This window comes from Coleofasciculus sp. C1-SOL-03, assembly GCF_040220555.1.
Taxonomy (GTDB): Bacteria; Cyanobacteriota; Cyanobacteriia; order Cyanobacteriales; family Coleofasciculaceae; genus Coleofasciculus.
In genome coordinates, this window is record NZ_JAVJUO010000249.1 from 45,236 (window position 1) to 68,883 (window position 23,648).

Here is a 23,648-nt window from a genome sequence, read left to right on the forward strand (position 1 = left end):
ATCTGGCTCAAAAGGTACAGTTGATCGTGCGGTTTAACTCTAATAGATAATAAATATAGTCTTCCCGCAGGGATAAAATAACTTTGACGTAAGGAATCGCTAAACATTGGCGCAGAAACTCATAAAACTCTCGTCGGCTGGCTGGATCTTTGTGATCAAATAAAAACTCCTCAAATTGGTCAAAAATTAGCACCGTTAATAATTGGCTCTGTTCATTTTGACGCAATTGTTGGAGAATCCTTGATCGGGTTGACCTAACCCCCCTCGTTTCCCTTAAAATCCTCCCCTCATTCCCCTTGTCGATCCCCCTCCCGTCCCCCTTATAGATCCCCCTCCCGTCCCCCTTAAAAAGGGGGAAGCCAGCGGATGCTTCGCTTTTGTTGCACGGGGGATGGAGAAGGGAGGAGTCAGAATTGTCTGGGTTGTCTTTATGATTCGTAATGTTAACGTTATTATCGCTAATTAAATCAACATCAGAGCCTCTCTTAGCTCCCCCCTTTTTAAGGGGGGCAGGGGGGGATCGGATTGAGTATCAAGAGACTCCTTAGCGAAACTAGAAGAACGGTTAACACTCTCCAAAGCTTCCACTAAACCCTTCTCTAACCCCCCAACCCAATCCTGATAAACTTGTAGCAAAACAGGCACAACATCCCGCCCTTCAAAATAAGTTTGTTGCAGAATCGGAACTAATCCCGCCTGCAAAATTGAACTCTTTCCTACGCCGGATGACCCATAAATCACCGTCAATTTGCGATCGCGCCGTCGAATCCGTTCCAGCAGTTCCTCCAAATCCTTCTGGCGTCCAGAGGAAGCGACGATTTGGGATCAGGATAACCTCTGTCTTCCCCTAACACCGGGAGCATCCCATTTTGGAAACCCCATTGCCCAAAGCAACGATATTTCAATGGTTTCAGCCCTCTAAAAAGAGCTAACAATCGCGGTATAGATTGTCTGCGCCGATGAGTCTAGGGTAACAATCAGCCAATAAGGTGGGCAATGCCCACCCTACCTTAATTATCGCGCCGCTGTTGGCATCCCCAAAATATCCTCAATCTTGGGCATTTCTTCCAACGGAATCACCCGTCCTTCATCCTCAAACCCAGCAATTTGATCAAAGTTCAAATAGCGATACAAATCACCAGCAAAGGGATTCAATTTCTCCGTCACAATGTCCGTATATTCCTCAACCGTGGGAATCCGACCCAACAGCGCACAAACAGCAGCTAATTCCGCCGAACCGAGATAAACTCGCGCATCTTTGCCCATGCGATTGTTGAAATTCCGGGTTGATGTCGAAAACACCGTCGCCTCATCTTCAACTCGCGCCTGGTTCCCCATACATAGCGAACATCCCGGCATTTCTGTCCGTGCATCTGCCGCCGCAAAGGTGTCATAAATTCCTTCTTCCCGCAGTTGCTTTTCATCCATCCGGGTAGGTGGACAAATCCAGAGGCGCACTTTTACTTTTCCTGCACCTTCTAAGACTTTAGCAGCGGCGCGGTAATGTCCAATATTGGTCATGCATGAACCAATGAACACCTCGTCAATTTTGTCTCCGGCACATTCGGACATTAATTTGACATTATCGGGGTCATTGGGGGCGGCGACAATCGGTTCTTTGATGTCGTTCAAATTGACTTCGATAATATCGGCATACTCGGCATTAGCATCCGCTGACATTAACTCCGGATTTGCCAACCATTGCTCCATTTTTGCCACCCGACGCATCAAAGTCCGGGCATCTTGATAGCCTCGCGCTACCATGTTCTTCAATAGCACAATGTTGGAATGCAGATACTCGGAAATGGTTTCTTTCCCTAACTTAATCGTCGATCCGGCACAAGACCGTTCGGCTGTGGCATCGGTGAGTTCAAAGGCTTGTTCGACTTTTAAATCCGGTAAGCCTTCCATCTCCATAATCCGTCCAGAGAAAACGTTTTTCTTATTCTCTTTAGCAACGGTTAATTTGCCTTGTTGAATCGCCACATAAGGAATCGCATTGACAATATCCCGCAGGGTGACGCCGGGTTGCAATTCACCCGTAAACCGGACTAAGACGGATTCGGGCATATCCAATGGCATTACGCCTAACGCTGCGGCAAAGGCGACTAAGCCGGAACCAGCGGGAAAGGAAATGCCTAAGGGGAAGCGGGTGTGCGAATCACCACCAGTACCAACAGTATCCGGTAATAACATCCGGTTTAACCAGGAGTGAATAATCCCATCCCCTGGACGCAAAGCGACACCGCCACGAGTGGAGAAGAAGTTGGGGAGTTCCTTGTGGGTGGTAATATCCACGGGTTTGGGATAGGCGGCGGTATGACAGAAACTCTGCATGACTAAATCGGCGCTGAATCCCAGACAGGCGAGTTCTTTGAGTTCGTCTCGTGTCATGGGACCGGTGGTATCTTGGGAACCAACGGTAGTCATTAGGGGTTCGCAAGACATACCGGGACGCACGCCGGGTAAGCCGCAGGCTTTGCCCACCATTTTCTGTGCCAAGGTGAAGCCTTTATCACTATCCTCTGGCATGGTGGGACGAGTGAAGAGGGTACTGGGGTCTAATCCGAGGGCTTCACGGGTTTTATCGGTGAGACTGCGCCCGATTAATAGAGGAATACGTCCACCGGCGCGGACTTCATCCAGGATGGTTTCGGGTTTGAGTTTAAAGGTGGAAATGACCTCTCCGGCTTCGTTGGTGATTTCGCCTTTGTAGGGATGGATGGTAATTACCATTCCCGTTTCCATCTTGGTGACATCGCACTCAATGGGTAATGCACCGGAGTCTTCGGCGGTGTTAAAGAAGATTGGCGCGATCGCACTGCCTAAAATATACCCGCCTGCGCGTTTGTTGGGAACGCAGGGAATATCTTCGCCAATATGCCAAAGGACGGAATTAATCGCGGATTTACGGGAGGAGCCTGTACCGACAACATCACCAACGTAAGCCACAGGATAGCCTTTTTCTTTGAGCTTGGCAATGGTGTCTAAGGCATCCGGCATCCGGGATTCTAGCATGGCTAAGGCGTGGAGGGGGATATCCGGGCGGGTGGTGGCGTGGGTGGCGGGAGAGAGATCGTCGGTGTTGGTTTCTCCGGGAACTTTGAAGACGGTGACGTTGATGGCTTTGGGGAGTTTGGGACGGCGGATAAACCATGCCCCATTTGCCCAAGCATCAGCTACCTGTTTGGCGTAGGGATTGACCTCTGAGAGGGCGAGGACATCGTTGAAGGCATCATACACCAAGGTGATTTTACTCAGTTCGACGGCGGCTTCTGATGCTAAGGGGTTGTCTGGGGATTTGAGTAAATCGACTAGGGATTGGACGTTGTAACCGCCTACCATTGTCCCCAAAAGGTCTACGGCACCTTGATGACTGATTAGGGGACTGGTGATTTCTCCTTTGGCAATGGCGGTGAGGAAGCCTGCTTTGATATAGGCGGCTTCGTCAACACCGGGAGGAACGCGATCGCGAATCAGGTGCATTAGGGTTTCTTTTTCCCCCGGTGGCGGGTTTTTCAGCAGTTCGCACAGTTCAGTGGTTTGCTGGGCGTCTAGGGGTAGGGGGGGAATGCCGAGTTCGGCGCGTTCTGCAGTGTGTTGGCGATAGGCTTCTAGCATTCTAGTTGTCTCCTCTCTAAGCGTTTGCTGGCATTTTGGCAGTTAAGGTTAGAATTTTTCAAGTGCGGTTGTTCTGTTCTGTCTGCCTGTTGTATGGGTAAAGGGTACTGTCTCTTCAAGCTCTTTATTGTTGGCAGTAAACGCTTACCATTGAATTTTTATCGGTTCTGTATCTGATTTAACCTAGCCTTGGGGTTTTCTATCCCTTGGCTCAACTGTTAACTTTAATGAAAGTCCACCTACTTAGGACGCACTAGACACCAAGCCTTCACTCCACCGCTTCCACAGACATAGATACAGGGGATGCGTCTGGCAGATAGGTTTTTTCCACAACTGGAGTACACCCCAACCACTGTACCGACAACTTGGCAAACTGCTGCGGACAACCACTGACACAAAATCGCGTTGGTAGGGGTAGAGAACTATTTTTTAATCCCATTAAATCCAGTTCTTGCGCCGCCGCCGCCACCACATGTTCAGCCGGATCAATTAATTGAACAGATGCGGGTAAAATTTGTCGCAATACCGCCGCTAACAAGGGATAATGGGTACAACCATAAATCAACGTATCGATTCGCTGCTGGAGTAGGGGCATCAAATACTGGGACGCCACTTCCGAAGTATAGGGTTCATATAAGCGATTTTGCTCAACTAAGGGGACAAACTCCGGACAACTGACTTGCCAAACCTGAACCGTGGGTTCCACTTCCAATAAAGCGCGTCGATAGGCATTACTCGCCGCCGTCGCCGGGGTAGCAATCACGCCAATCCGACGCCCTGCTTGTACCGCCGCGCGAGAACCGGGCAAAATTAATCCGAGAATCGGCAGTTGAAACTCACGCCGTAACGTTTCTAGGGCTAAGGCGTCACTGGTGTTACACGCCAGAACCACCATTTTTACCTCTTGTTCAACCATCCATGTGAGAATCTCGCGCCCAAACTGGACGATTTCCCTGGCTGAACGAGTTCCATAAGGGAGTCGGGCGGTATCCGCAAAGTAAAGAATCGATTCATTGGGAAGTTGTCGGTAGAGTTCCCTGAGAACAGTCAGTCCACCAACACCACTGTCGAATACGCCAATACGACGGTGTTGTGCTTCTCCCCTAAAGTTCAAAATCGGGTCATTTGTCATTGGTTATTTGTCAGGGAACAGGGAACAGGGAACAGGGAATAGGAAATTCATGAACGAATCTATGTCAGGTTCACAAATTCTGCTGAATGTACTGAAGGATACCACGAGCGATCGCCTGTGCCACTTGGCTACGGTGAGTTGGGTTATTTAATTTCACCGAATCCTCTCGACCGGTGACAAAACCCACTTCCACCAAAACCGCTGGCATTGAGGTTTTTCTGAGCACATAAAATCGGGCGCGTCGGACACCCCGATTCTGCACCGGAACCGTCTGTAAAATGTTATTGTGAATCGTCTGAGCGAGTCGTTGACCACTGGAGAAATAATAAGTTTCCAATCCATTGACATCCGGGCGGCTGAGACTAATGGCATTCGCATGAATGCTGACAAATAGATTAGCATTGACTCGCTCCGCCATGGTCACACGGGGAGCGAGATCCACGAAATAATCGCTATTGCGGGTTAATACGGCTTGCACACCCTGTTTTTCTAATAATGCTGCCACTTCTTGGGCAATGGGTAAAATAACGTCCTTTTCCCGTAATCCGCCAATACCAACAGCACCGGGATCTTTACCGCCATGTCCCGGATCAACCATCACCACGATCCGACTATTGGGAACAGTGGGAGATAAGGTGGGGGATGTAGGGGATGGACTCGGTGGGGGTACCCGAATCGATTGGCGGGGAGGTAATGTGGCTTGTCTTTGTTGTATGGGTAGCGCCAATAAGCGATCGCTGATTTGATTAAGACTACCAATCTGAGTTCCCGGACTTGGCTGCACCAAAATCACCACGGTGTTAGAGTCTTGCTGGCGCAGCAATACCCGTGATAAAGGACTATTGGCAGTCAGTTGCGGTCCTTTAACCTGATCCGCTAATTGGGCATTGGGAATCGTAATCCGGTACGCCTTCTCATTCCCATCCCAGCGACTGGTGGCTTGAACAGGGCGATCGGCTTGAATCAACAGTTGAGTCTGATTGTTGCCCAGTTCAACCGACTGAATCGTAGACCCTTGATTGATGCTGACTCGCCGATTTGAAGTTCCCTGGCGCGAGGGATAAGAGACTAAGACATTACCCGAAGCATTCGAGCGATTCTCTAAACTTGATGCCGAGGTACCTCTGGGGATAATCACTAGCCCACCGACATCACTGTACAATGCCTGCCAATCGGGGCTATCTCGGTTCACCTTTAACTTGATCCGAGTTAAGGGAGGAGACTCTTTAACCGTTTGGAACTCAATTTGGCTAACGCCATAGCGATTCACATCCAACGTTTGCTCAACCAGACGGCGGGAGAGGTTTAAACCCTCCACCTCAATCTCAATCTGGCGGCGATCGCGACTCCGCTTCACCTGAATCTGATCCGGTTTTCCGCCATCGGTACGGATAAAAAATCCATTCCGAGTCACCTGGAAACTATCCACTGGTGTCGTTGATGTTTCCACCACGACTGACGGACTCGGTTGGCGAGATTGGCGATCAGGAACCGTGGTGATGGGTGGTGGAGTCGGTGCGGTTGATATCCGTTGCGGATTGGGGATATTCACCGTCCACTGCGTCGGCGAGAGTCCTCTAAATTTTACCTGTTGGGGGTCGAGGGTATACCCTGGGGCTAATTCGACCACAATCCGAGTGGTTTGGTTTTCAAATTGTCCGACTCGAATTTCTTGAATCGCACCGCCCACTTGTTGATTGACCGTTGGGCGTCCTAGTCGAATTCCGGGCAAATCAATCACCAGCCGAGTCGGATTCGCAATGAGTTGCGCCCTCGGCTGAACGCCCTCATCTGTGGTAAAGACCAACTGATTTTGAGCGCGGTCAAACCGCCAAAACAGCAGTTGACGCGCTTCGGCGGCGGATGTATAGAGAAAAACACTCAAAAAGCTGGAGAGTAGCAGTAGCCAGCGAAATCTCACAATTATTGCTCCTAACTTAAAGCTCGGTGCTGCATACAGCATTTAGGTGGGTGGCTTTTCACTTGAGGCAGTTGTTGAGTTCAAAACTGAACTCAGTGAGGTTGAGCGGGTTCACCCTATATCCCGAAGTCCAACTGCTCGCTTTGGTTTCCACCCTGGCTTAAACCAATGACTCACCCAAGTTGAGTTGATTAGCTGTTATAGACAGTCAGCTTTCAGGGACGTAGAGTAACGAATTTAAGTTTCAAAAAAAATAGTATAGTCCCTTTTCGGATGAACAATCCCAACGGCTCCCCCGGCTCCCAGACGCGCCATGGCACGTCTCTACATTGCTCCCCCTGCTTGTACTTCAGGAGAACTGGGGATGATTCAGTCATTCGGGTTTAGAATCAGACAGGGTTTCCACTGGCTCTGATCCGGGGACAGTTTCGGGTTCTTTTAAGACTAATCGCAATAAGGGGGGAGCGATAAATGTGGTTAAAATCACCATCATGATAATCGCTGCCTCAGTTGCCGAGGAAAGCGCCCCACTGGCTGAACCGACTCCAGCAAAAACCAGTCCGACTTCCCCTCGGGGAACCATACCCACACCGATCGCCAAACGATTAATACCGGGTTGACCAAAGACGGTAAAGCCTGTGACTACCTTACCGATAATCGCCACGACGATCAGGAACACTGCCAAAATCAAGCCTTCCCGATTACTGGGAACCGCTGGGTTAAGGACACTTAAGTCGGTTTTGGCACCGACAACCACAAAGAAAATCGGGGTAAGGACATCAGCCACGGGTAACACCTGTTCCTCTAATTCCCGGCGTTTATCGGTTTCTGCCAAAATTAAGCCAGCGGCAAATGCGCCTAAAATGGCTTCGAGTTGAATCGCAGCGGCAATGTAAGACAGAATCGCGGCAAAAATTAGGGCGGTGAGTAATACCTGACCCCTAGTCTTCATTTCATCCACCAAGGCGACGAAGTAGGGACCGAGAAAGCGCCCCACTAAAATCGCACCGACTAAAAAGACACCCGCACTGATGATCAGATAAATTACATTCGCGATCGCGATTTCCCCGGTTTTGGCTAAACTCGCGACTACCGCTAGCACGATGATGCCTAACACGTCATCTAATACCGCTGCACCAATGATAATTTGACCTTCTTTGGAACTGAGACTGCCGATTTCGGCTAAGACTTTGGCGGTAATCCCAATACTGGTAGCGGTTAGCGCCGCCCCCGCAAAAATAGCTGGGACGGCGGGAACGTCGAACAAATAGGTTAACCCGGCTGTCCCGGCGGCAAAAGGGGCAATCACCCCAACAATGGCGACAACAGCCGCTTGTGGACCGACTCGGATCAGTTCTTGCAAATCCGATTCCAGTCCAATTTCAAATAGAAGAATCACCACCCCCAGTTCGGATAAAACTGAGATCACCTCACTCTGAGTCTCAAACACCGACTCAGCCGCCATTGGGTTTAAACCCGCTGTGCGCTCCAGAAAGCTGACAATCATTGAGCTAGCCGCATCTGCCCCGGCTTCGGGAAAAACAAGTAGATGCAGCGCTGAAACTCCGACAACGACACCTCCAACCAGTTCCCCCAGTACAGGTGGCAAGTTAATCCGCGCACAAAGTTCGCCGCCCAGTTTGCTGGCAAAGTAAATGACGACTAAACTCAGCAATACGCCGGCGAAGATTAATGAACTATTTTCGGCTTCGCTGCTGGAGGCTTCACTGGCTGTGGCGATCAGCGATTGATGTGCCGATAGCCATCTTAAACCTAAGGGGGGAGTTAGGGAACTCACCCAGGCAGTTGCATCAGCTACGGATTGAGAAAAAAGCATGGATTCTATTCTACAGGGAACAGGGAACAGGGAGCTTGTAGAGACGTGCCATGGCGCGTCTGGGAGCTTGGCTACAGATTAAACTACTGAGTTGCAAAAACTGTAACCCCAGAAATGATAATGCTCTATGGTGTCAAAGTTAAGGCTTAATCTATCGGTGTTTGGAGAATTTATAAAATGACAGATTTATGTTCCCGTTTTCTGAGCCAAAAAAAGTTACAGGTGATGGCTGGGGTTTTGGGTTTAGTGATGCTCGGATGCATAAATCCCGCGATCGCGCAGGAGCGATTGTTACGAACGCTAACGGTAACCGGACAAGGCGTAGAACGAATTCCCACAACCTTGACGCGAGTCCAGTTAGGGGTTGAGGTTCAAGGAAAAACAGCGCAACAGGTGCAACAAGAAGTGGCACGTCAGTCGGCGGCGGTGGTGGAGTTGCTGCGATCGCGTAATGTTGAACAACTCCAAACCACCAGTATCCAGCTCAATCCTGTCTATACCTACGAGGACAATCAGCGACGTTTGATCGGGTATTCTGCCAGTAATACGGTCAGTTTCCGTATTCCCACAGAACAGGCGGGAACCCTTTTGGATGATGCCGTGGCTGCTGGTGCAACTCGCATCGACTCGATTCGCTTTACCGCCCCAGAAAGCGCGATCGCTACGGCTCAGAAACAAGCGCTACGAGAAGCCACTCAGGATGCCCAACAGCAAGCCGATGCGGTGTTAAATGCCTTGAACCTCACCCGTCAAGATATCGTGAACATTCAAATTAATGGTGCCACACCACCGTCTCCACCTATGCCCCGGCTGGCACAGGCAGAGTCCGTTGCCCAAAATGCTCCGACACCAATTATTGGCGGTGAGCAAGAGGTACAGGCATCCGTAACTCTGCAAATTAGCTACTAACCGTTAGAACTCTGTCTCGCTATAGCGATCGACCGCGCTGGGATCATTATCTCGTTTAGACCCTAATAAATCCATTCGATCCACCCGGATTACGGGTTTGTGGTAATTGTGACCATCCCGCGTCGTTAACGGATCAATCTTCAGCGCTCCTTGAATCCCAATTAAGCTCCCCTTGCGCACATAGTTTGCCGCCACTTCCGCTGTCTTACCCCAAATCTCTAAATTGAACCAGTCAGGCTTATCACTGTTGCGGCTGCGGCGATCCACCGCCAGTGTTAACTTACACAAAACACTACCCGACTCGAAATAGCGGACATCGGGATCTGCGCCCACCCGACCCACTAGATTAACCACATTGAGACTCATTGTTTTAGTACCCTTGTACTTGTCGCCCACCAGTTTAGCGAATTTATGCCGTCCGCCACAATCCCTTACCCTGGTGCAAAAAGGCGGAAATAACTGAACAGCAAACCTCTCCCCCAGCTTCCAGACGTGCCATGGCACGTCTCTACATGCACGCCCGGTGGTCAAAAACTTTCTCCGGATCAGCAAATTTCTCGTCTGAATGATACTTTCAGCTTTGTTTTCAAAGATTCATCACGATGACTTTCTCAACTTCACTAGACTCAGCCAAAAAAACGTAATAGAATCCACCTCGGTTACAGTTCAGATACTTTGTTTGTTATACATAGAAACATTCGACCTTGGGGGCGTATAAACGAGTGGGTATTTTCAATCGCTTTTCCCTATCCCGGGACATGGGTATCGATTTAGGTACGGCTAATACTTTAGTATATGTATCTGGCAAAGGCATCGTACTCCAGGAGCCTTCTGTCGTCGCCATGGACCAAGATGAAAAAATGCCACTAGCGGTGGGAGAGGACGCCAAAAAAATGCTGGGCAGAACACCCGGTAACGTAATTGCCTTGCGTCCTCTACGCGATGGTGTGATTGCTGACTTCGATACCGCCGAACTGATGCTCAAACATTTTATCCGGCGAGTTCACGAAGGGCGTACTTTAGTTCAACCTCGGATTGTCATAGGCATTCCCAGTGGTGTGACGGGTGTAGAACGACGGGCGGTGATGGAAGCCGCCTCTCAAGCTGGTGCCAGAGATGTTTACCTAATCGATGAGCCAGTTGCTGCCGCTATTGGTGCAGGACTGCCAGTGGCAGAGCCAACCGGTAATATGATTATTGATATCGGTGGGGGTACGACAGAAGTCGCCGTGCTAAGTTTACAAGGTACCGTTTTGAGCGAATCGGTACGGGTTGCTGGCGATGAACTGAGTGAATCGATTACCCAGTACATGAAAAAAGTGCATAACCTGGTGATTGGGGAACGAACTGCTGAAGAAATTAAAATTCAGATTGGTTCAGCCTATCCCACTCATGAGGATGACGATTTCTCCATGGAAGTACGCGGCTTACACTTGCTGTCGGGTTTACCGCGAACCGTGAGTATCAAGGGACCTGAAATCCGCGAAAGTATGTCCGAACCACTGTCGGTTATCGTTGATGCGGTAAAACGTACTTTGGAGCGGACACCACCGGAACTCGCTGCCGATATTATTGATCGAGGCATCATGTTAGCGGGTGGCGGTGCCTTACTCAAAGGACTAGATACGTTGATTAGTCACGAAACAGGTATTGTGACTCATGTAGCGGCTGATCCCCTAAGCTGTGTGGTTTTAGGCACAGGTCGTGTTCTGGAAAACTTCAAACAGCTAGAACGGGTGTTTAGTGGGCGCTCTCGCCATATCTAAGGTGATAACGTCATAGAGAGCAGCCTGGAGATGGTTAGACCCGCAAGCTGCATGAGCAGTCAACTGCACTATTGCAACTCGATGGCATCAGCCGAAAGCTGAACGAATACTAGACAGGTTATGTATATATTGCGTCGTTGGTGGGACAAACATGGAGTCGCTGTTGTGCTGGGGGGACTAACTCTAAGCCTTGCTTGGTTCGTTCGCCACACTCATGGGGCAGCTCTCTTTGAGGCTTATCAGTTATTGACCCGTCCCTTACAATCAGAGCCGACAAAAGAGGAGCGTCTGACAAATGCCAAAGTTCTAGAACTACAGCAGCGTCTGATTGAAATCGAGAGCCAAAACCAAAAACTCAAAGAGTTGCTGAATTATTCTAAAACCCAAGACCAGCAAGGAATCCTTGCCCCGATTATCGGGCGTAGTGCGGGTCACTGGTGGGAACAAGTAACATTAGGTCGAGGCAGTCGAGATGGAATTAAGGTGCATTCTATTGTCATGGCACCTGGCGGTTTAGTGGGTCAGATTGTCCATGTGACCCCGAATACAAGTCGTGTACTGCTAATCAGCGATGCTACAAGTCGGGTCGGGGCGGTGATTAGCCGTAGCCGTAGCATGGGTTTTATTCGAGGACAAGGTTCAAATCGGGCGGTGTTTCAGTTTTTTGACAAAGTACCCGATGTCCGTCGGGGGGATGCCGTTTCCACATCACCCGTGAGTAAACTGTTCCCCGCTGGCTTACCGTTAGGACGGGTGGAGTCAGTCAACCTGGATAAAAGTCCAGCCCCCGAAGCTGTGATTGAGTTGACAGCGCCTTTAGATGCCTTGGAGTGGGTGATTGTTTATCCCCAATCAAGGACGGTTGACCCCGAATAGAGTAACCAGGGTGCAAAAACGAATACCATAAATTCCCCATCTCTCAGGGGTATAATCGATTTTTGGGAATTTTCGTGAATTTTTGAGTAAGTTTTTATACTTAGAAATTTAACCGGATTACCAATCAACAAAAACCTAGATGTGACACTTGGGCGGTGAAATGGAGGTCAAAAAAAGGCAAAACTCATTGAGGATAGCACAAAAGAAACCCTTGAACAATACGTTCAACCTTTCCCAGTTTTCCCCCCGAGTGCGTCAACTGATCAATTGGACGGTAACGGCGGGTTCTGTCCTTTTATGTGTGATGGTTTTACCAACACGGTTACCGGGAATGGAATTACTGGGAATTGCCCCGAATTGGTTGTTAATTTGGGTGGTTGCCTGGAGTATCAAACGCACCGCGCTTCAGGGGGCGATGGCAGGATTCGCACTGGGTTTGATTCAAGATGGGATGACTGCCCCTGAACCCACTCATGTTCTAAGTTTAGTGTTGGTGGGTGTTTTAACGGCTCGAATGCAGAAGCAGCGATATATTCAGGAAGATTTTATTTCAGTGGCGCTCATTGTGTTTGGCATGGCGGTTGTTGCGGAGACGGTGACGGCGATTCAATATAGTTTTATGGGCGATCGCACTCTAGCAGAAATTTGGACGGATCACCAGCGCATTGCCCTATCCTCAGCGATTCTCAGTAGTTTGTGGGCACCTGTGGTGTATTATCCCTTAAGTCGTTGGTGGGAACAGATGCATTTGCTGGAACAGTCTTAAAATAGGAGTTGCTGTAGGGAGTCTTGTGGTAGGGAGAGGCAACAGGGAACAGGGAATAGGCAACAGTTTCAACTCCCTGTTGGAACTTCAGGTTAAAGTTCAGGGAAGGGCAGATTGACCTATCTTTCTTAAGATTTGAACCACTGTTGCTAGATCGCCATCATTTAAAATATTGAAATGGTTGGATAGCCCATAGACAGCAGTCGGTTGCGACTGGAGTTTGAGGAAGATGAAACTGTCTCCACTGCAAAGTAAGCCGTAGGTAGGCTGTGTTCGTTCTGGATTAGCCAGCATATAGGCTAATGCCTGCGGAATACCTAGAGATAAGGAAAACGTGGTGCGCTTGGCTTCTAATACCCAAACCCATATCTGATTTTGCACGATCAAGGCATCAATACGACCATTGAGGACTTCTTCACCTGTATCAATCGCAACATCTACAGGAGGTTCAAAACGCGAACGAAACGGTGGATCATAGAAGCCCGCCAGTTCTAGTAGCGGAGAGACAATCATCATCTTGACCCCACTTTCCAGCATCATGCCTTCATCAAGCTGATGGAAGTAGCGATCGCGGATGCGGTTCAATGTCTGAATGTCTGTATCGGTTAAAGCGGGTAATTCCTCCTGCCACTCTGGGAAAAAACCAGATTCGCTAGTCCGTTCAAGGTTAAAATTATCTCGTAAATACTTCAGAGTTGTTTTCTCGGAGATAGCAATGGTTTGAACCATAATGGTTACGCCTCAGAGTGAACCTATCTATAATTTTGCCATCCCACATCCATCGTGCGATCGCCTAAGCTGTCATGCATTTAAATTGGGTATTAAGTAGGTTGGTAGAAATAAACTTAACTAGATTAAGTTATATAAACAAGCCTCAAACCCTTACTGTTCCCTGTTCTCTGTGACACACCGAGCGTGTTACCGAGCGGAGTCGAGGTAAGCCGAGGTGTTCCCTGTTACACACCGAGCGAAGCCGAGGTGTTCCCTAATCTCCACCGCTAACTTTAATTGTGTCCACCTACTTAGCTGACTCGGCGAGAAGCCCCACGCTCTAATCTTTGATTGAGCGTGGGATGAATCGCCAGTGAGAGAAAACTTTATTTTTGCCCTAACAATTGTGATTGGTATGGTATTATATAGCATAAGGAGGTGATAGTTTTGAAGCGAAGCAAAGACACATTTAAACTGAATTATCAGTATCGAATTGTCCCCAGTAAGCAGCAGTCAGTTAAATTAAATGAATGGCTGTATAAATTGTGCCGAATACACAATTTGATGCTAGAGGAACGTTTTAACTGGTGGGACTGTAATCGTTCCCCTGTCAATGCGTGCTTCTTCCTTGTCACCCATTTGCCAGAACTAAAAGAGCAACCATCATACTACAGCCAAAAACGGGCTACTCATTGGTCAAGGGAGTCTCATCGTCACCTTTACGATGGCGTTCACTCTCAAGTTATTCAGGAGGCAATCAAGAGAGTAGAGGATACGTTTAATCGCTTCTTGAAAGGAGATTTCAAGGGAAACCGGAGTGGTAGACCTAGATTTAAGTCTGTTAAGCGATATAGAACATTCTCTTTCCCTCAGCTTAAGGCGGATTGCCTTACAGTTACTGCCAATCCACATAAGCGCAAAAACGGGGAAGCCAGACGAGATATTGCACAAATTAATCTACCTAAGATTGGTCAGGTACGCTGTATTTATCACCGCCCAATCCCGGAAGGGTTCACTATTAAAGCAGCGCTGATTTCTCGGAAAGCAGATGGTTGGTATATTTGCTTAACTTTAGAGGATAAATCTGTTCCTAGTCTGAAATCACCACAGATAGAAGCGACAAAAGATAACTCTCTTGGGTTAGATGTGGGGTTAGAAAAGTTTTGGACAGCTTCAGACGGTGAAGTAGAACCAATTCAACAGCACTATCGCAAGTCAGAGGATAAACTAGCCAAGCTTCAAAACCGTAAGGATAAAAAGCCTCACAAATCGGCATCACGACGAAAACTGGCGAAAAAGATATCGAAACACCACCAGAGGCTACAACGGAAGCGGAAACAGTTCCATTATGAGTCAGCGACAAAACTGGTGGGTCGTGATGAACAGGTGTTCTTTGTTGAGGACATCAAACCCGGAAACTTGTCCCAAAAAAATAAACCTAAACAAGATGAAAATGGTAAATATTTACCCAATGGTCAAAGTGCCAAATCAGGTTTAAACAAGTCAATTAATGATGCTGGCTGGGGGCAATTCCTATCAATTCTCGCTTACAAAGCTGCGAAAGCTGGTAAGTTGGTGGTGAAAGTCAAACCTCATAATACAAGCCAGGTTTGCTCTTGCTGTAATCGCTTAGTTCAAAAGGATTTATCAATCCGAATACATGAGTGCTTGTGTGGATTGATTCTAGATAGAGATTGGAACGCTGCGATTAACATCAAGAGAGTGGGGCTGGGCATATTCCCCACTATAAAATGCCGGAAGCGTAGCCTTTTGACTATGACAAAGGAAGCCTACACCGTAATCTCTGATTCGGTGTAGGAGGATGTCACTGTTCACACTTCATCTTTCCCAAAAGATAATCAGCCGCCGTCAACAGATCATAGCAAGTGTGAGTGGGTTGGAATTGCTGGAGATAACTATAGGAACGAATCCCGCACGTAAGCGCCACGGTAGGAATAGATACCGCTTGGGCGGCAAGGAGATCCGCCTCTGTGTCACCAATCATCCATGCTGATTGCGGCTGTCCCGAAAGATCAACCTGTTCACTCAAAGCCTGGGCTAAAAGTTGTTGCTTGAGTTCAACATTATTTCGATAGGCGGCTTGATCGTCGTAAGTTCCGTAAATGCCGCTAAACAGACGAGTCAACCCGTAATTTCTCAAAATTTGTGTCGCTTGTTCCTGACAGCGTAACGTCACCAAGACTAGCCGGATACCTTGAGAATGGAGTCTGGCTAATGCCCACCGCACTCCCGGTTGCAGCTTATCCAGATGTAACAGTAAGGGCTGATTGACAATTTCTAAGACTCGTGATAAGAAAAACTCAAATTGCTTCCCTTGCACACCCGATCGCAGAGCAATGTCTTCATCCGCCACCCGATCCTGTTTCATCTCCCAGAATTGTTGGGGTTCAAGCTGTTGAATCGGTAACGTGATTCCTTGGGCTTGATAAGCCGATCGCGTATCCGCCAGGGCTAGCTGATAGGTGGTGTAATAGCGCTTAGAGACATCGACAATCGGTCCGTCGAAGTCGCAGAAAACCGTCAGTGGCGCTACAGCTACAGAGGGGCTAGTTCTGTCCGAGCGATCGCACGGCAGTGATTGCCAGTCGTAGGCAGCTACACCACTCATAAAACGTTACTCAATTCAGCTTCTTTTGACACACTTTTGTACATCTTAGCAGTTTCGATACGACTTTTAACTTTTGTGGCGGAATATTCCCCAGCATTCTTATCCGCATCCTAAAATCAGGGAAAGATCCTTCGTGACCTGATCACCTGATCGCAGAATCTTCCTCAGACAGAGGGTCGAAACTGTTTCCTGTTCCCTGTTCCTTCCTCATCTCAACCATTAACTTGAATTTTCCGACTACTTAGATATGAGCTACTGTATCAATCCCCGGTGTCCTGAACCCAGTGATCCAGGTAACCTGAACAATCGAATTTGTCGCAATTGTGGCTCATTGTTGTTACTCCAAGAGCGCTATCAAGTGATGCGTCTCCTTAGTGATACCAGTGGTTTCGGTATGGTGTATGAAGCCTACCAAGGCGCTAGTCCCAAAATCTTAAAAGTTCTCAAACCGAAACACAATAAAAATTCTAAGGTTATCGATTTATTTAAACAAGAAGCCGCCGTATTAAGTCAACTGCATCATCCCGGTATTCCTAAGGTTGAGTCTGATGGATATTTTCAGGTTATTCCTCAAGGTGGGGAACCGCTGCACTGCATCATCATGGAAAAAATTGAGGGATTGAATTTAAAGCAGTGGATGCGACAACAGGGGAATCATCCCATTTCTGAATCCTTGGCACTGAACTGGTTAAACCAACTGGTTGAAATATTACATCTGGTTCATGGAAAAAACTATTTTCATCGAGATATTAAACCCGAAAATATCATGCTGCGTTCCACCGGGCAATTGGTGTTGATTGATTTTGGCACAGCTAGAGAATTGACGTATACCTATTTAGCAGAAGTAGGTGGCGCAGGGAATGTGACTAAAATTAGTTCGGCGGGGTACACGCCACCGGAACAAGAAAAAGGTCATGCGGTTCCTCAGTCCGATTTCTATGCCTTGGGTCGTACCTTGGTCTATTTGTTAACCGCAAAATCAGTAACTGACCCGAGTATATATGACCCGTTAACCGATCGCATTCATTGGCGGCAAAAAGTTCCTGGACTTTCAACACCCTTAGCCGACCTAATTGATAAGCTAATGTCACCGACAGCAGCGACTCGACATAAGACAACTCAGGACATTATAGATGAATTGGCTCATATTGCATCTCCGTCTATTGTGTCTCCTCTATCTTCGTCTCCGCAATTACCCAGTAATACAAAACTGCAAACAGCCACATTACCGCAAAAGGAATCTAGGCTAATTTCTCGGCGTCGTCAACCTTTAATCTCTCAAACAAAATGGCTTTGGTTGGGAACGTTAGCCTTAGTCATTGGCGTTGGAGTTTATCAGGTGAGGCAAGTCGAACCTCAAATTCCGGCTGAAGTGGCTGCCTATCGGTCTCTCGAAATAGCTCAAACCCTTAAGACGAATGCCAGTTACATTAATTACCTCATAATTAGTCCGGATGGAGAGACATTGGTAAGTGGTAATGCGGATAAAACCATCCGATTTTGGCATCTGGATTCAGGTCAAGAAGTTCGCAAAATTACCGGGTATGACCAGCCGATTAACTACTTTGCCATTAATTCGGATTGGGATAAAATTTTTACCGGAAGCGGGGAGAATTTTATTCAGGTTTGGCATCTGGTTACTCAGGAAAAAATTCAAACCTTATCTGGACATGCTAGCTTTGTCAATTATTTGGTCATTAGTCCAGATGGGAAGACATTAGTCAGTGGAAGCGCCGATCAAACGATTAAACTTTGGGATTTAGACACAGGACAAGAAATTCGCACCCTGACAGGACATTCAAGTTCAGTCAACATCTTGCTAATTAGTCCAGATGGAAGAATGTTAGTCAGTGGAAGTGCAGATCAAACGATTAAACTTTGGGATTTAGACACAGGACAAGAAATTCACACATTAACGGGACATTCAAGTTCAGTCAACGCCCTAGAAATTAGCCCAGATGGAAGAATGTTAGTCAGTGGAAGTGCGGATAAAACCATTAAACTTTGGGATTTAGCCACAGGGAACGAAATTCGCACACTCACAGGACATTCGAGTTTTGTGAATGCTTTAGCTATTAGTCCAGATGGTCAAGTTTTAGCCAGTGGGAGTGCAGATAAGACGATTAAACTTTGGCATCTTGCCACTGGACAATTAATTCGCACGCTAAAGGGTCATTTAAGTTCCGTTAATTCGATTGCGATTAGCCCAGATGGGAAAACCTTAGTCAGTGGGAGTGCAGATAAAACGATTAAACTCTGGCGCGTGCCAAAATCGGAATAGTGTTCCAGACACTATAAATCTAATTTTGAATATCCATCGAATATAAGTAGCCAAACGATAACAACAATCCAATGAATTACAACAGGAGACCAGATTGAGCGAGAGTGCCAGTAGGAAATCGTCAAGGTGATTCCTAAAATTAGCGTTGACAACAGAAAACCGGAATTCGTGAAAACTCCGAATGCTTTTTGGTAAAATAAAGCAGCAAATATAGGATGACCGATGACATAAATAACTATGCTGATAAAAGCCATAGTCAATCGGATATTGACGGGAGTATTAGGGGTGGGACGCGGAAGTAGGAGGACGCGAAATAGCAGCTCTTCTGCTAAACAGGGAAAAAGAAGCGACTCACTAAAATTTTGACAATACCTAGAAAAGATAAAGGCAATATCCTAACCTCTAAAAGCCCTGAGTTAAATCCTATGGGTAAACAAATTAAAGCAATAACCAATAACAGAAAAGATGTAACGAACCAGCTCTCCAGAGTAGGTACAGTGCGTAGAGCCGAGACGGATTTGTGGTAAATTCTTTCCAGAAAATTCATCTATAGGGTAAATTTTGGGATAAATTAGTATCTATATAGATAGAGGTGGCTGAAGAAGTGTGGTGGTGAGGATAGGGAACAGAGAACGTTGGCGACATTCCGCTTAAGGAGCATGCTATTCAATCTGAAGTATTATCTGATCGCTGTGATTATTTCAGAACGCATACCATATCGGCAATTGCAAGTCAATAGCAATCCGACTACTTTGTACAAAAATAGCACTCCAAAAATCAATCAAAACTCCTGTACTTTCAGAATATCCAAACAATGACGCACCATATCTTAGTTGTAGAAGATGAGGCAAAACTCGCCAAGTTTATCGAACTGGAACTGCAATATGAAGGATATCAAGTCAGCGTGGCGCCGGATGGGTTTGCGGGTTTAGCCACAGCGCGGGAATCGCAGCCAGATTTGCTGATTCTCGACTGGATGCTACCGGGAGTGTCGGGATTAGAGATTTGTCGCCGTCTGCGGAGTACAGGGGATAAGGTGCCAATTATATTATTAACCGCTAAGGATGAAGTGAGCGATCGCGTGGCGGGGTTAGATGCGGGTGCGGATGACTATGTGGTGAAACCCTTTAGTGTAGAGGAATTGTTAGCCAGAGTCAGGGCGCATCTGCGACGGAATCAGGAGGAAGACCCGGATACCCTGAAATTTGCTGACTTAAGCTTAAACCATTCTACCCGTGAAGTCTATCGGGGCGATCGCTTAATTGAACTGACGGCGAAGGAGTTTGATTTACTCGATTATCTGATCTCCCATCCTCGCCAGGTTCTTACCCGTGACCAAATCCTGGAACGAGTCTGGGGGTATGATTTTATGGGGGATTCCAATATTATTGAGGTTTATGTGCGCTATTTGCGCCTGAAACTAGAAGCTAATGGGGAGAAGCGCTTGGTGCAAACGGTGCGGGGGGTTGGTTATGTGTTGCGCGAATAATCTCAAAAGCTAAACCGCCGATGAATCCGAGGATTCAGCTTTTCGTCAACTGGCTTCCCGTCTTTCAGGTGTTGTTCCACAATTCGGCGGACATCACTGGGTTGAACCCGATAATACCAGGTTTCTTCCGGTACAACTCGCACCGTCGGACCACAACTACATTGTCCTTGGCAATCTGTCCCTTTGATCTTAAACTCTGTCTCCTCAGCCGCTTCCTCAAACGCCGCCAAGACATCGGCTGAACCTTCAGTTTGACAGGAGCGGTGTTGACAAACTAGTACTTGCTTGGGTGTATGATTTTGGGAGTCGGTTGCCACTGATGATTATGTTGAATCCTACGTGTTCTTTCTTTTATCTTAACCCTAAAACGAATGTCACCCTCCTTAAGGCTGGTGGGCAATGCCCACCCTACGATATAAGCTGTTCGGCATTTAAACCTTAATGTTAATAATAGCGAAAGCCCTGTAGTGCGAGCATCTTGCTCGCTACTATAGCACTTCTGGATTGGATACAATACACCTTGGTAGAGACAGGGTGTGGGGTGTGGGATGTAGGGTGTAGTGCTTTCAAATGAGAACCGCTACTAATACTGCCTTAAGTATGACAAATGACGAATGACAAATGACAATCCTGCTATTAACGTTAATTAATTTTTTCCTTTACCATTCCCATCTTGCGGCGGATTAGCCGTTGGTTGTTGATCGAGCCACTTCGCCAAACTCTGGGAGAGGTGCGCCAAGGATTCAACTAATTGCGGCGAAATATCGACAGGTAAACTACCCGAACGAACGTGGAGATCCCGTTGCGGGAAGGGAATTTCCACACCGCGATGGCGGAGAATTACCTCAATCCGAAAATAAAGGTCACTTTTAATTTGAAATTGCTTGCGAGGTTCACTAATCCAAACCAACAAATCAAAATCCAGAGAACTATCACCAAATCCCTTAAAAAAGACTCTGGGTGAGGGTTGAGGGAGAACATCACTATGTTCTTTTGCCGCATCAATCAAAGCCGACCTAACCGTCTTTAGGTTTGACCCATACGCCACGCCCACAGGTATATTTAATCGGGATACTGCACTGTGATGCGACCAGTTAATCACCTCCGATTCCAAAAATCTGGAATTAGGAATAATAATCGAAACATCATCTAATGTTCTAATTTCGGTACTACGAACGCTAATATATTCCACCGTTCCCATCAATCCGCCCACATCGACGAAATCGCCAACTTGAATAGGACGTTCAAAGATTAATACTAAGCCACTAATAAACTCCTTAGCAATTCCCTGCAATCCTAAGCCAATACCTACTCCCAACACACCCGCAAATACGGTGAGGGAACTAATATCTAACCCCCATAACTGGAGTAAGACAAGGGTGCTGATAAAAATAAACGCATAATTGAAAATAATCGCAATGGTTTCCTGTGCTGCCCGACTTAAACCCGTGAACCGTAAAATCCGCGATCGCAACCCTTGTTTGATCACTTTTGCCAGGATGATCAACCCGACAAATAAACTGATCAGGATTAATAGATTCAATACCGAATAGGAGTTATCTCCTAAGGGAATCATGTCTGAGGTTAAACTGGCAATTATCGTATCGGTAACGATGCGACTTAATTGTCGGGTTTGGGGAAACTGGTTGGTAATATAAATCAGCCCATAGACCCAGATAGCACACCGGATCAGTGTCAGTAGAACTTGTCCGGCGATTTTAGGGCTGTTCGCCTGTTTGCTTCCGTCTCGGGGGGCTGACTCCGCCGCGTCTTTATCTAACTGAGGTTTCAGGTAGTCACACCAAAGCTTACCTAATGCCCAACTCAATGCGATCACTAGAAACACGCAACCGCTTGAGATGAAGATGGCTTTAATTAGGTAGATTGGTGTACGCTCATACTGTGCCTGTTGAATCACAGTTTGCAGTTTTCCTTGCCACAATTCAGCCTGTTCTTGAAGGCTTCTGCCTTCAGGTGTGTCTTCTGAGGTGATAGAAATCAAATGCTTACCATCGACCTTAATGACAGGAATTCTGGCTGTGTTATCGATTTCAACAGTTATAGGCTTTTCCGCTGTTTCCACCTGTTCTTGGAGAACTTGATTGGCATCTCCAGCTCGTTTTTGGGCGGTGAACTGCTCCGCTTTAGTCACTTCAAATATTTTGCGCCCATCCAGCATAATCGATGCTGTGGAATTATCTGAATTGAAACTGTCTGGAGTCGTATTGTTTTGAGCTAAACTAGGCAAAACGGCGAGTAAACAACCGACCATAAATGCCACAACTAGCGTCCGGACAATCCGCACCCGGACAAAAGAAACAAACTTCATTGATTCTAAAATTAACGTTTTGTCACAATATTAGCCTTTCCTCGATAGAGTGCTTTGATTGTCTGCCCGAGCCGGAGGCGATAGCGCTGCGGCTTGCTGTTCGGCTAACCGTTTGGGTTGCAGGTAGAGATTCTCTAGCAAAACAGACGCCCCCGCTACCCAAGGGGGAACAATTAACGCCCCAATAATCCCCAACACCTGGGCGCCACCGACTACCGCCAACAATTGATACAAGGGATGCACTCTCACCGAAGAACCGACTAAAAGGGGGTCAAGCACATAAGTTTCCAGATTTTGAATAATCACAAATAGGAGAAATACCCATAAAAACGTCCACCCTCCTTGGGCAATTGCCACAATCAACGCTGGAATCGCCCCCAACACTGGACCGAAAAAGGGAATCAGATTGGTGACTCCTGCAATTACGCCTAAACCTAAAGCAAATTCAGTAATCCCCAAAACTTTCAAGCCAATGGTAATCGCAATTCCCAAAATCCCAGAAACTAACACTCGTCCCTGGATATAATTGCCCATACGCCGACTCACTGGCTGTACCTGCGCCGCCAAGCGATCGTCCCAAGGCTGGGGGAATAAACTCACAATCCCTTTAATTAAGCGTTCCGCACCGGATAGCATATAGCCCGATAGAAATAACGCCAGAACCACACTGAAAATACCACCTAGGAATCCCCGTGTTACCCCATACGATCGCACAACGAGTTGCTGACTGGAACGAATTGCCCAATTGGTCAGGGTTTGGGTATCAAAAATTTGACTAATCACCGTTTCGCTAATCCCCAGGCGCACTGCTAAACGGTCGATTAAGGATTCTAACACTTCTAGATAGTCAGGGAGTCGGCGAAACAGGCGCTGGATTTGCTGCACCACCGTTGGTCCAATCAACACCCCGACTCCCACGAACAGGGTCAGTAAGCCTAAATAGACCAACAGAACAGCTAACCAGCGCGGAATTCCCAACTGTTGGGCGCTATTGATGATCGGGGCTAAGGTGGCGGCGAGAACCACCGAGATCATTAGGATCACCAACAGACTACTGAGTTGCCACAGCAGCAGCAGCAGCAAAACGGTAGCGGTAATCAGCAGGATATTTTGAATGGAAATCGCAATCCGCCGTTCAGACATGGTAACGGTTCAGCTTGAGAGACTGTTAACAAACTTTAATATAATCATGTTAAAGCTGATTCGGCGTGGCTACCTCCTCTATCGGGTAGGGGATTTCACCGCTAAAAAATATCTATGCAAAACTATGCAGATACGCCGTCATGCGGTACTAACGACTTCCTGTCGGATTTTCACCGACTTCTCCAAGCTCCAACAGAGGAATTGACAACAGTCGATGGCGGTTCGTCCCGTGACTCCC

Annotated in this window: 20 protein-coding genes; 7 read left to right on the top strand and 13 right to left on the bottom strand. The window is 47.4% G+C overall.

Annotated features, from left to right (window positions below; all coding sequences use genetic code 11):
* Window positions 1-7: 7 nt before the first annotated feature.
* The 6 genes from RIE73_RS37250 to RIE73_RS37275 form a co-directional block, all read right to left on the bottom strand.
* Window positions 8-226 (bottom strand): nSTAND1 domain-containing NTPase, encoded by a 219-nt coding sequence (locus RIE73_RS37250; protein WP_446405960.1) that lies wholly within the window; start codon window positions 224-226, stop codon window positions 8-10.
* A gap of 236 nt (window positions 227-462) precedes the next feature.
* The gene (locus tag RIE73_RS37255) at window positions 463-789 is read right to left on the bottom strand and encodes an nSTAND1 domain-containing NTPase (protein WP_446405961.1); all 327 of its coding nucleotides are present in this window, start codon (window positions 787-789) and stop codon (window positions 463-465) included.
* Window positions 790-1,014: 225 nt separating this feature from the next.
* Complete coding sequence (gene acnB / locus RIE73_RS37260; RefSeq protein ID WP_446405962.1) at window positions 1,015-3,621, bottom strand: bifunctional aconitate hydratase 2/2-methylisocitrate dehydratase; 2,607 nt, start codon at window positions 3,619-3,621, stop codon at window positions 1,015-1,017.
* Window positions 3,622-3,889: 268 nt separating this feature from the next.
* Window positions 3,890-4,753, bottom strand: a complete 864-nt coding sequence (gene murI / locus RIE73_RS37265; RefSeq protein WP_446405963.1) for a glutamate racemase — start codon at window positions 4,751-4,753, stop codon at window positions 3,890-3,892.
* A 70-nt stretch (window positions 4,754-4,823) separates the two neighbouring features.
* Window positions 4,824-6,674 carry an N-acetylmuramoyl-L-alanine amidase gene (locus RIE73_RS37270; protein WP_446405964.1) on the bottom strand — a complete coding sequence of 617 codons (1,851 nt, stop codon included), beginning with the start codon at window positions 6,672-6,674 and terminating at the stop codon, window positions 4,824-4,826.
* A 373-nt stretch (window positions 6,675-7,047) separates the two neighbouring features.
* Entirely contained in the window at window positions 7,048-8,511 is a 1,464-nt protein-coding gene (locus RIE73_RS37275) for a cation:proton antiporter (RefSeq protein WP_446405965.1), read from the bottom strand.
* A 177-nt stretch (window positions 8,512-8,688) separates the two neighbouring features.
* Here RIE73_RS37275 and RIE73_RS37280 point away from each other — a divergent pair, with 177 nt between their 5' ends.
* Window positions 8,689-9,420 carry an SIMPL domain-containing protein gene (locus RIE73_RS37280; protein WP_446405966.1) on the top strand — a complete coding sequence of 244 codons (732 nt, stop codon included), beginning with the start codon at window positions 8,689-8,691 and terminating at the stop codon, window positions 9,418-9,420.
* Between the two features lie 3 nt (window positions 9,421-9,423).
* Here the strand turns inward: RIE73_RS37280 and RIE73_RS37285 are convergent, their stop codons facing one another.
* Window positions 9,424-9,786 carry a single-stranded DNA-binding protein gene (locus RIE73_RS37285; RefSeq protein ID WP_446405967.1) on the bottom strand — a complete coding sequence of 121 codons (363 nt, stop codon included), beginning with the start codon at window positions 9,784-9,786 and terminating at the stop codon, window positions 9,424-9,426.
* Window positions 9,787-10,178: 392 nt separating this feature from the next.
* Here RIE73_RS37285 and RIE73_RS37290 point away from each other — a divergent pair, with 392 nt between their 5' ends.
* From RIE73_RS37290 to mreD, 3 genes are all read left to right on the top strand, one after another.
* Window positions 10,179-11,186, top strand: coding sequence for a rod shape-determining protein (locus RIE73_RS37290; RefSeq protein ID WP_446405980.1), 1,008 nt, complete (start codon window positions 10,179-10,181; stop codon window positions 11,184-11,186).
* Between the two features lie 120 nt (window positions 11,187-11,306).
* Entirely contained in the window at window positions 11,307-12,062 is a 756-nt protein-coding gene (gene mreC / locus RIE73_RS37295) for a rod shape-determining protein MreC (RefSeq protein WP_446405968.1), read from the top strand.
* Window positions 12,063-12,273: 211 nt separating this feature from the next.
* Entirely contained in the window at window positions 12,274-12,828 is a 555-nt protein-coding gene (gene mreD, locus RIE73_RS37300) for a rod shape-determining protein MreD (protein ID WP_446405969.1), read from the top strand.
* Window positions 12,829-12,927: 99 nt separating this feature from the next.
* Here the strand turns inward: mreD and RIE73_RS37305 are convergent, their stop codons facing one another.
* Window positions 12,928-13,557 carry a type I restriction endonuclease subunit R gene (locus RIE73_RS37305; RefSeq protein ID WP_446405970.1) on the bottom strand — a complete coding sequence of 210 codons (630 nt, stop codon included), beginning with the start codon at window positions 13,555-13,557 and terminating at the stop codon, window positions 12,928-12,930.
* 429 nt (window positions 13,558-13,986) lie between these two features.
* On the opposite strand from RIE73_RS37305, the gene RIE73_RS37310 reads away from it, so the two are divergent.
* Window positions 13,987-15,357 (top strand): RNA-guided endonuclease InsQ/TnpB family protein, encoded by a 1,371-nt coding sequence (locus RIE73_RS37310; RefSeq protein ID WP_446405971.1) that lies wholly within the window; start codon window positions 13,987-13,989, stop codon window positions 15,355-15,357.
* 7 nt (window positions 15,358-15,364) lie between these two features.
* On the opposite strand, the gene RIE73_RS37315 is transcribed toward RIE73_RS37310, so the two are convergent.
* Window positions 15,365-16,168, bottom strand: coding sequence for an HAD family hydrolase (locus RIE73_RS37315; protein WP_446405972.1), 804 nt, complete (start codon window positions 16,166-16,168; stop codon window positions 15,365-15,367).
* 247 nt (window positions 16,169-16,415) lie between these two features.
* On the opposite strand from RIE73_RS37315, the gene RIE73_RS37320 reads away from it, so the two are divergent.
* Window positions 16,416-18,449, top strand: coding sequence for a protein kinase domain-containing protein (locus RIE73_RS37320; RefSeq protein ID WP_446405973.1), 2,034 nt, complete (start codon window positions 16,416-16,418; stop codon window positions 18,447-18,449).
* An 11-nt stretch (window positions 18,450-18,460) separates the two neighbouring features.
* Here RIE73_RS37320 and RIE73_RS37325 read toward each other — a convergent pair whose 3' ends face one another.
* Window positions 18,461-18,841: a CPBP family glutamic-type intramembrane protease gene (locus RIE73_RS37325; RefSeq protein ID WP_446405981.1), complete on the bottom strand. Its 381-nt coding sequence runs from the start codon at window positions 18,839-18,841 to the stop codon at window positions 18,461-18,463.
* Between the two features lie 422 nt (window positions 18,842-19,263).
* Here RIE73_RS37325 and RIE73_RS37330 point away from each other — a divergent pair, with 422 nt between their 5' ends.
* A complete protein-coding gene (locus RIE73_RS37330) occupies window positions 19,264-19,938 on the top strand; it encodes a response regulator transcription factor (RefSeq protein ID WP_446405974.1) in 675 nt (224 codons plus the stop codon).
* Between the two features lie 2 nt (window positions 19,939-19,940).
* Here the strand turns inward: RIE73_RS37330 and RIE73_RS37335 are convergent, their stop codons facing one another.
* The 3 genes from RIE73_RS37335 to RIE73_RS37345 all read right to left on the bottom strand — a co-directional run bounded on the left by RIE73_RS37335 (window position 19,941) and on the right by RIE73_RS37345 (window position 23,410).
* Complete coding sequence (locus RIE73_RS37335; protein WP_446405975.1) at window positions 19,941-20,255, bottom strand: (2Fe-2S) ferredoxin domain-containing protein; 315 nt, start codon at window positions 20,253-20,255, stop codon at window positions 19,941-19,943.
* Window positions 20,256-20,584: 329 nt separating this feature from the next.
* The gene (locus RIE73_RS37340) at window positions 20,585-22,267 is read right to left on the bottom strand and encodes a mechanosensitive ion channel family protein (RefSeq protein ID WP_446405976.1); all 1,683 of its coding nucleotides are present in this window, start codon (window positions 22,265-22,267) and stop codon (window positions 20,585-20,587) included.
* A 30-nt stretch (window positions 22,268-22,297) separates the two neighbouring features.
* Window positions 22,298-23,410: an AI-2E family transporter gene (locus RIE73_RS37345; RefSeq protein ID WP_446405977.1), complete on the bottom strand. Its 1,113-nt coding sequence runs from the start codon at window positions 23,408-23,410 to the stop codon at window positions 22,298-22,300.
* Window positions 23,411-23,648 lie beyond the last annotated feature (238 nt).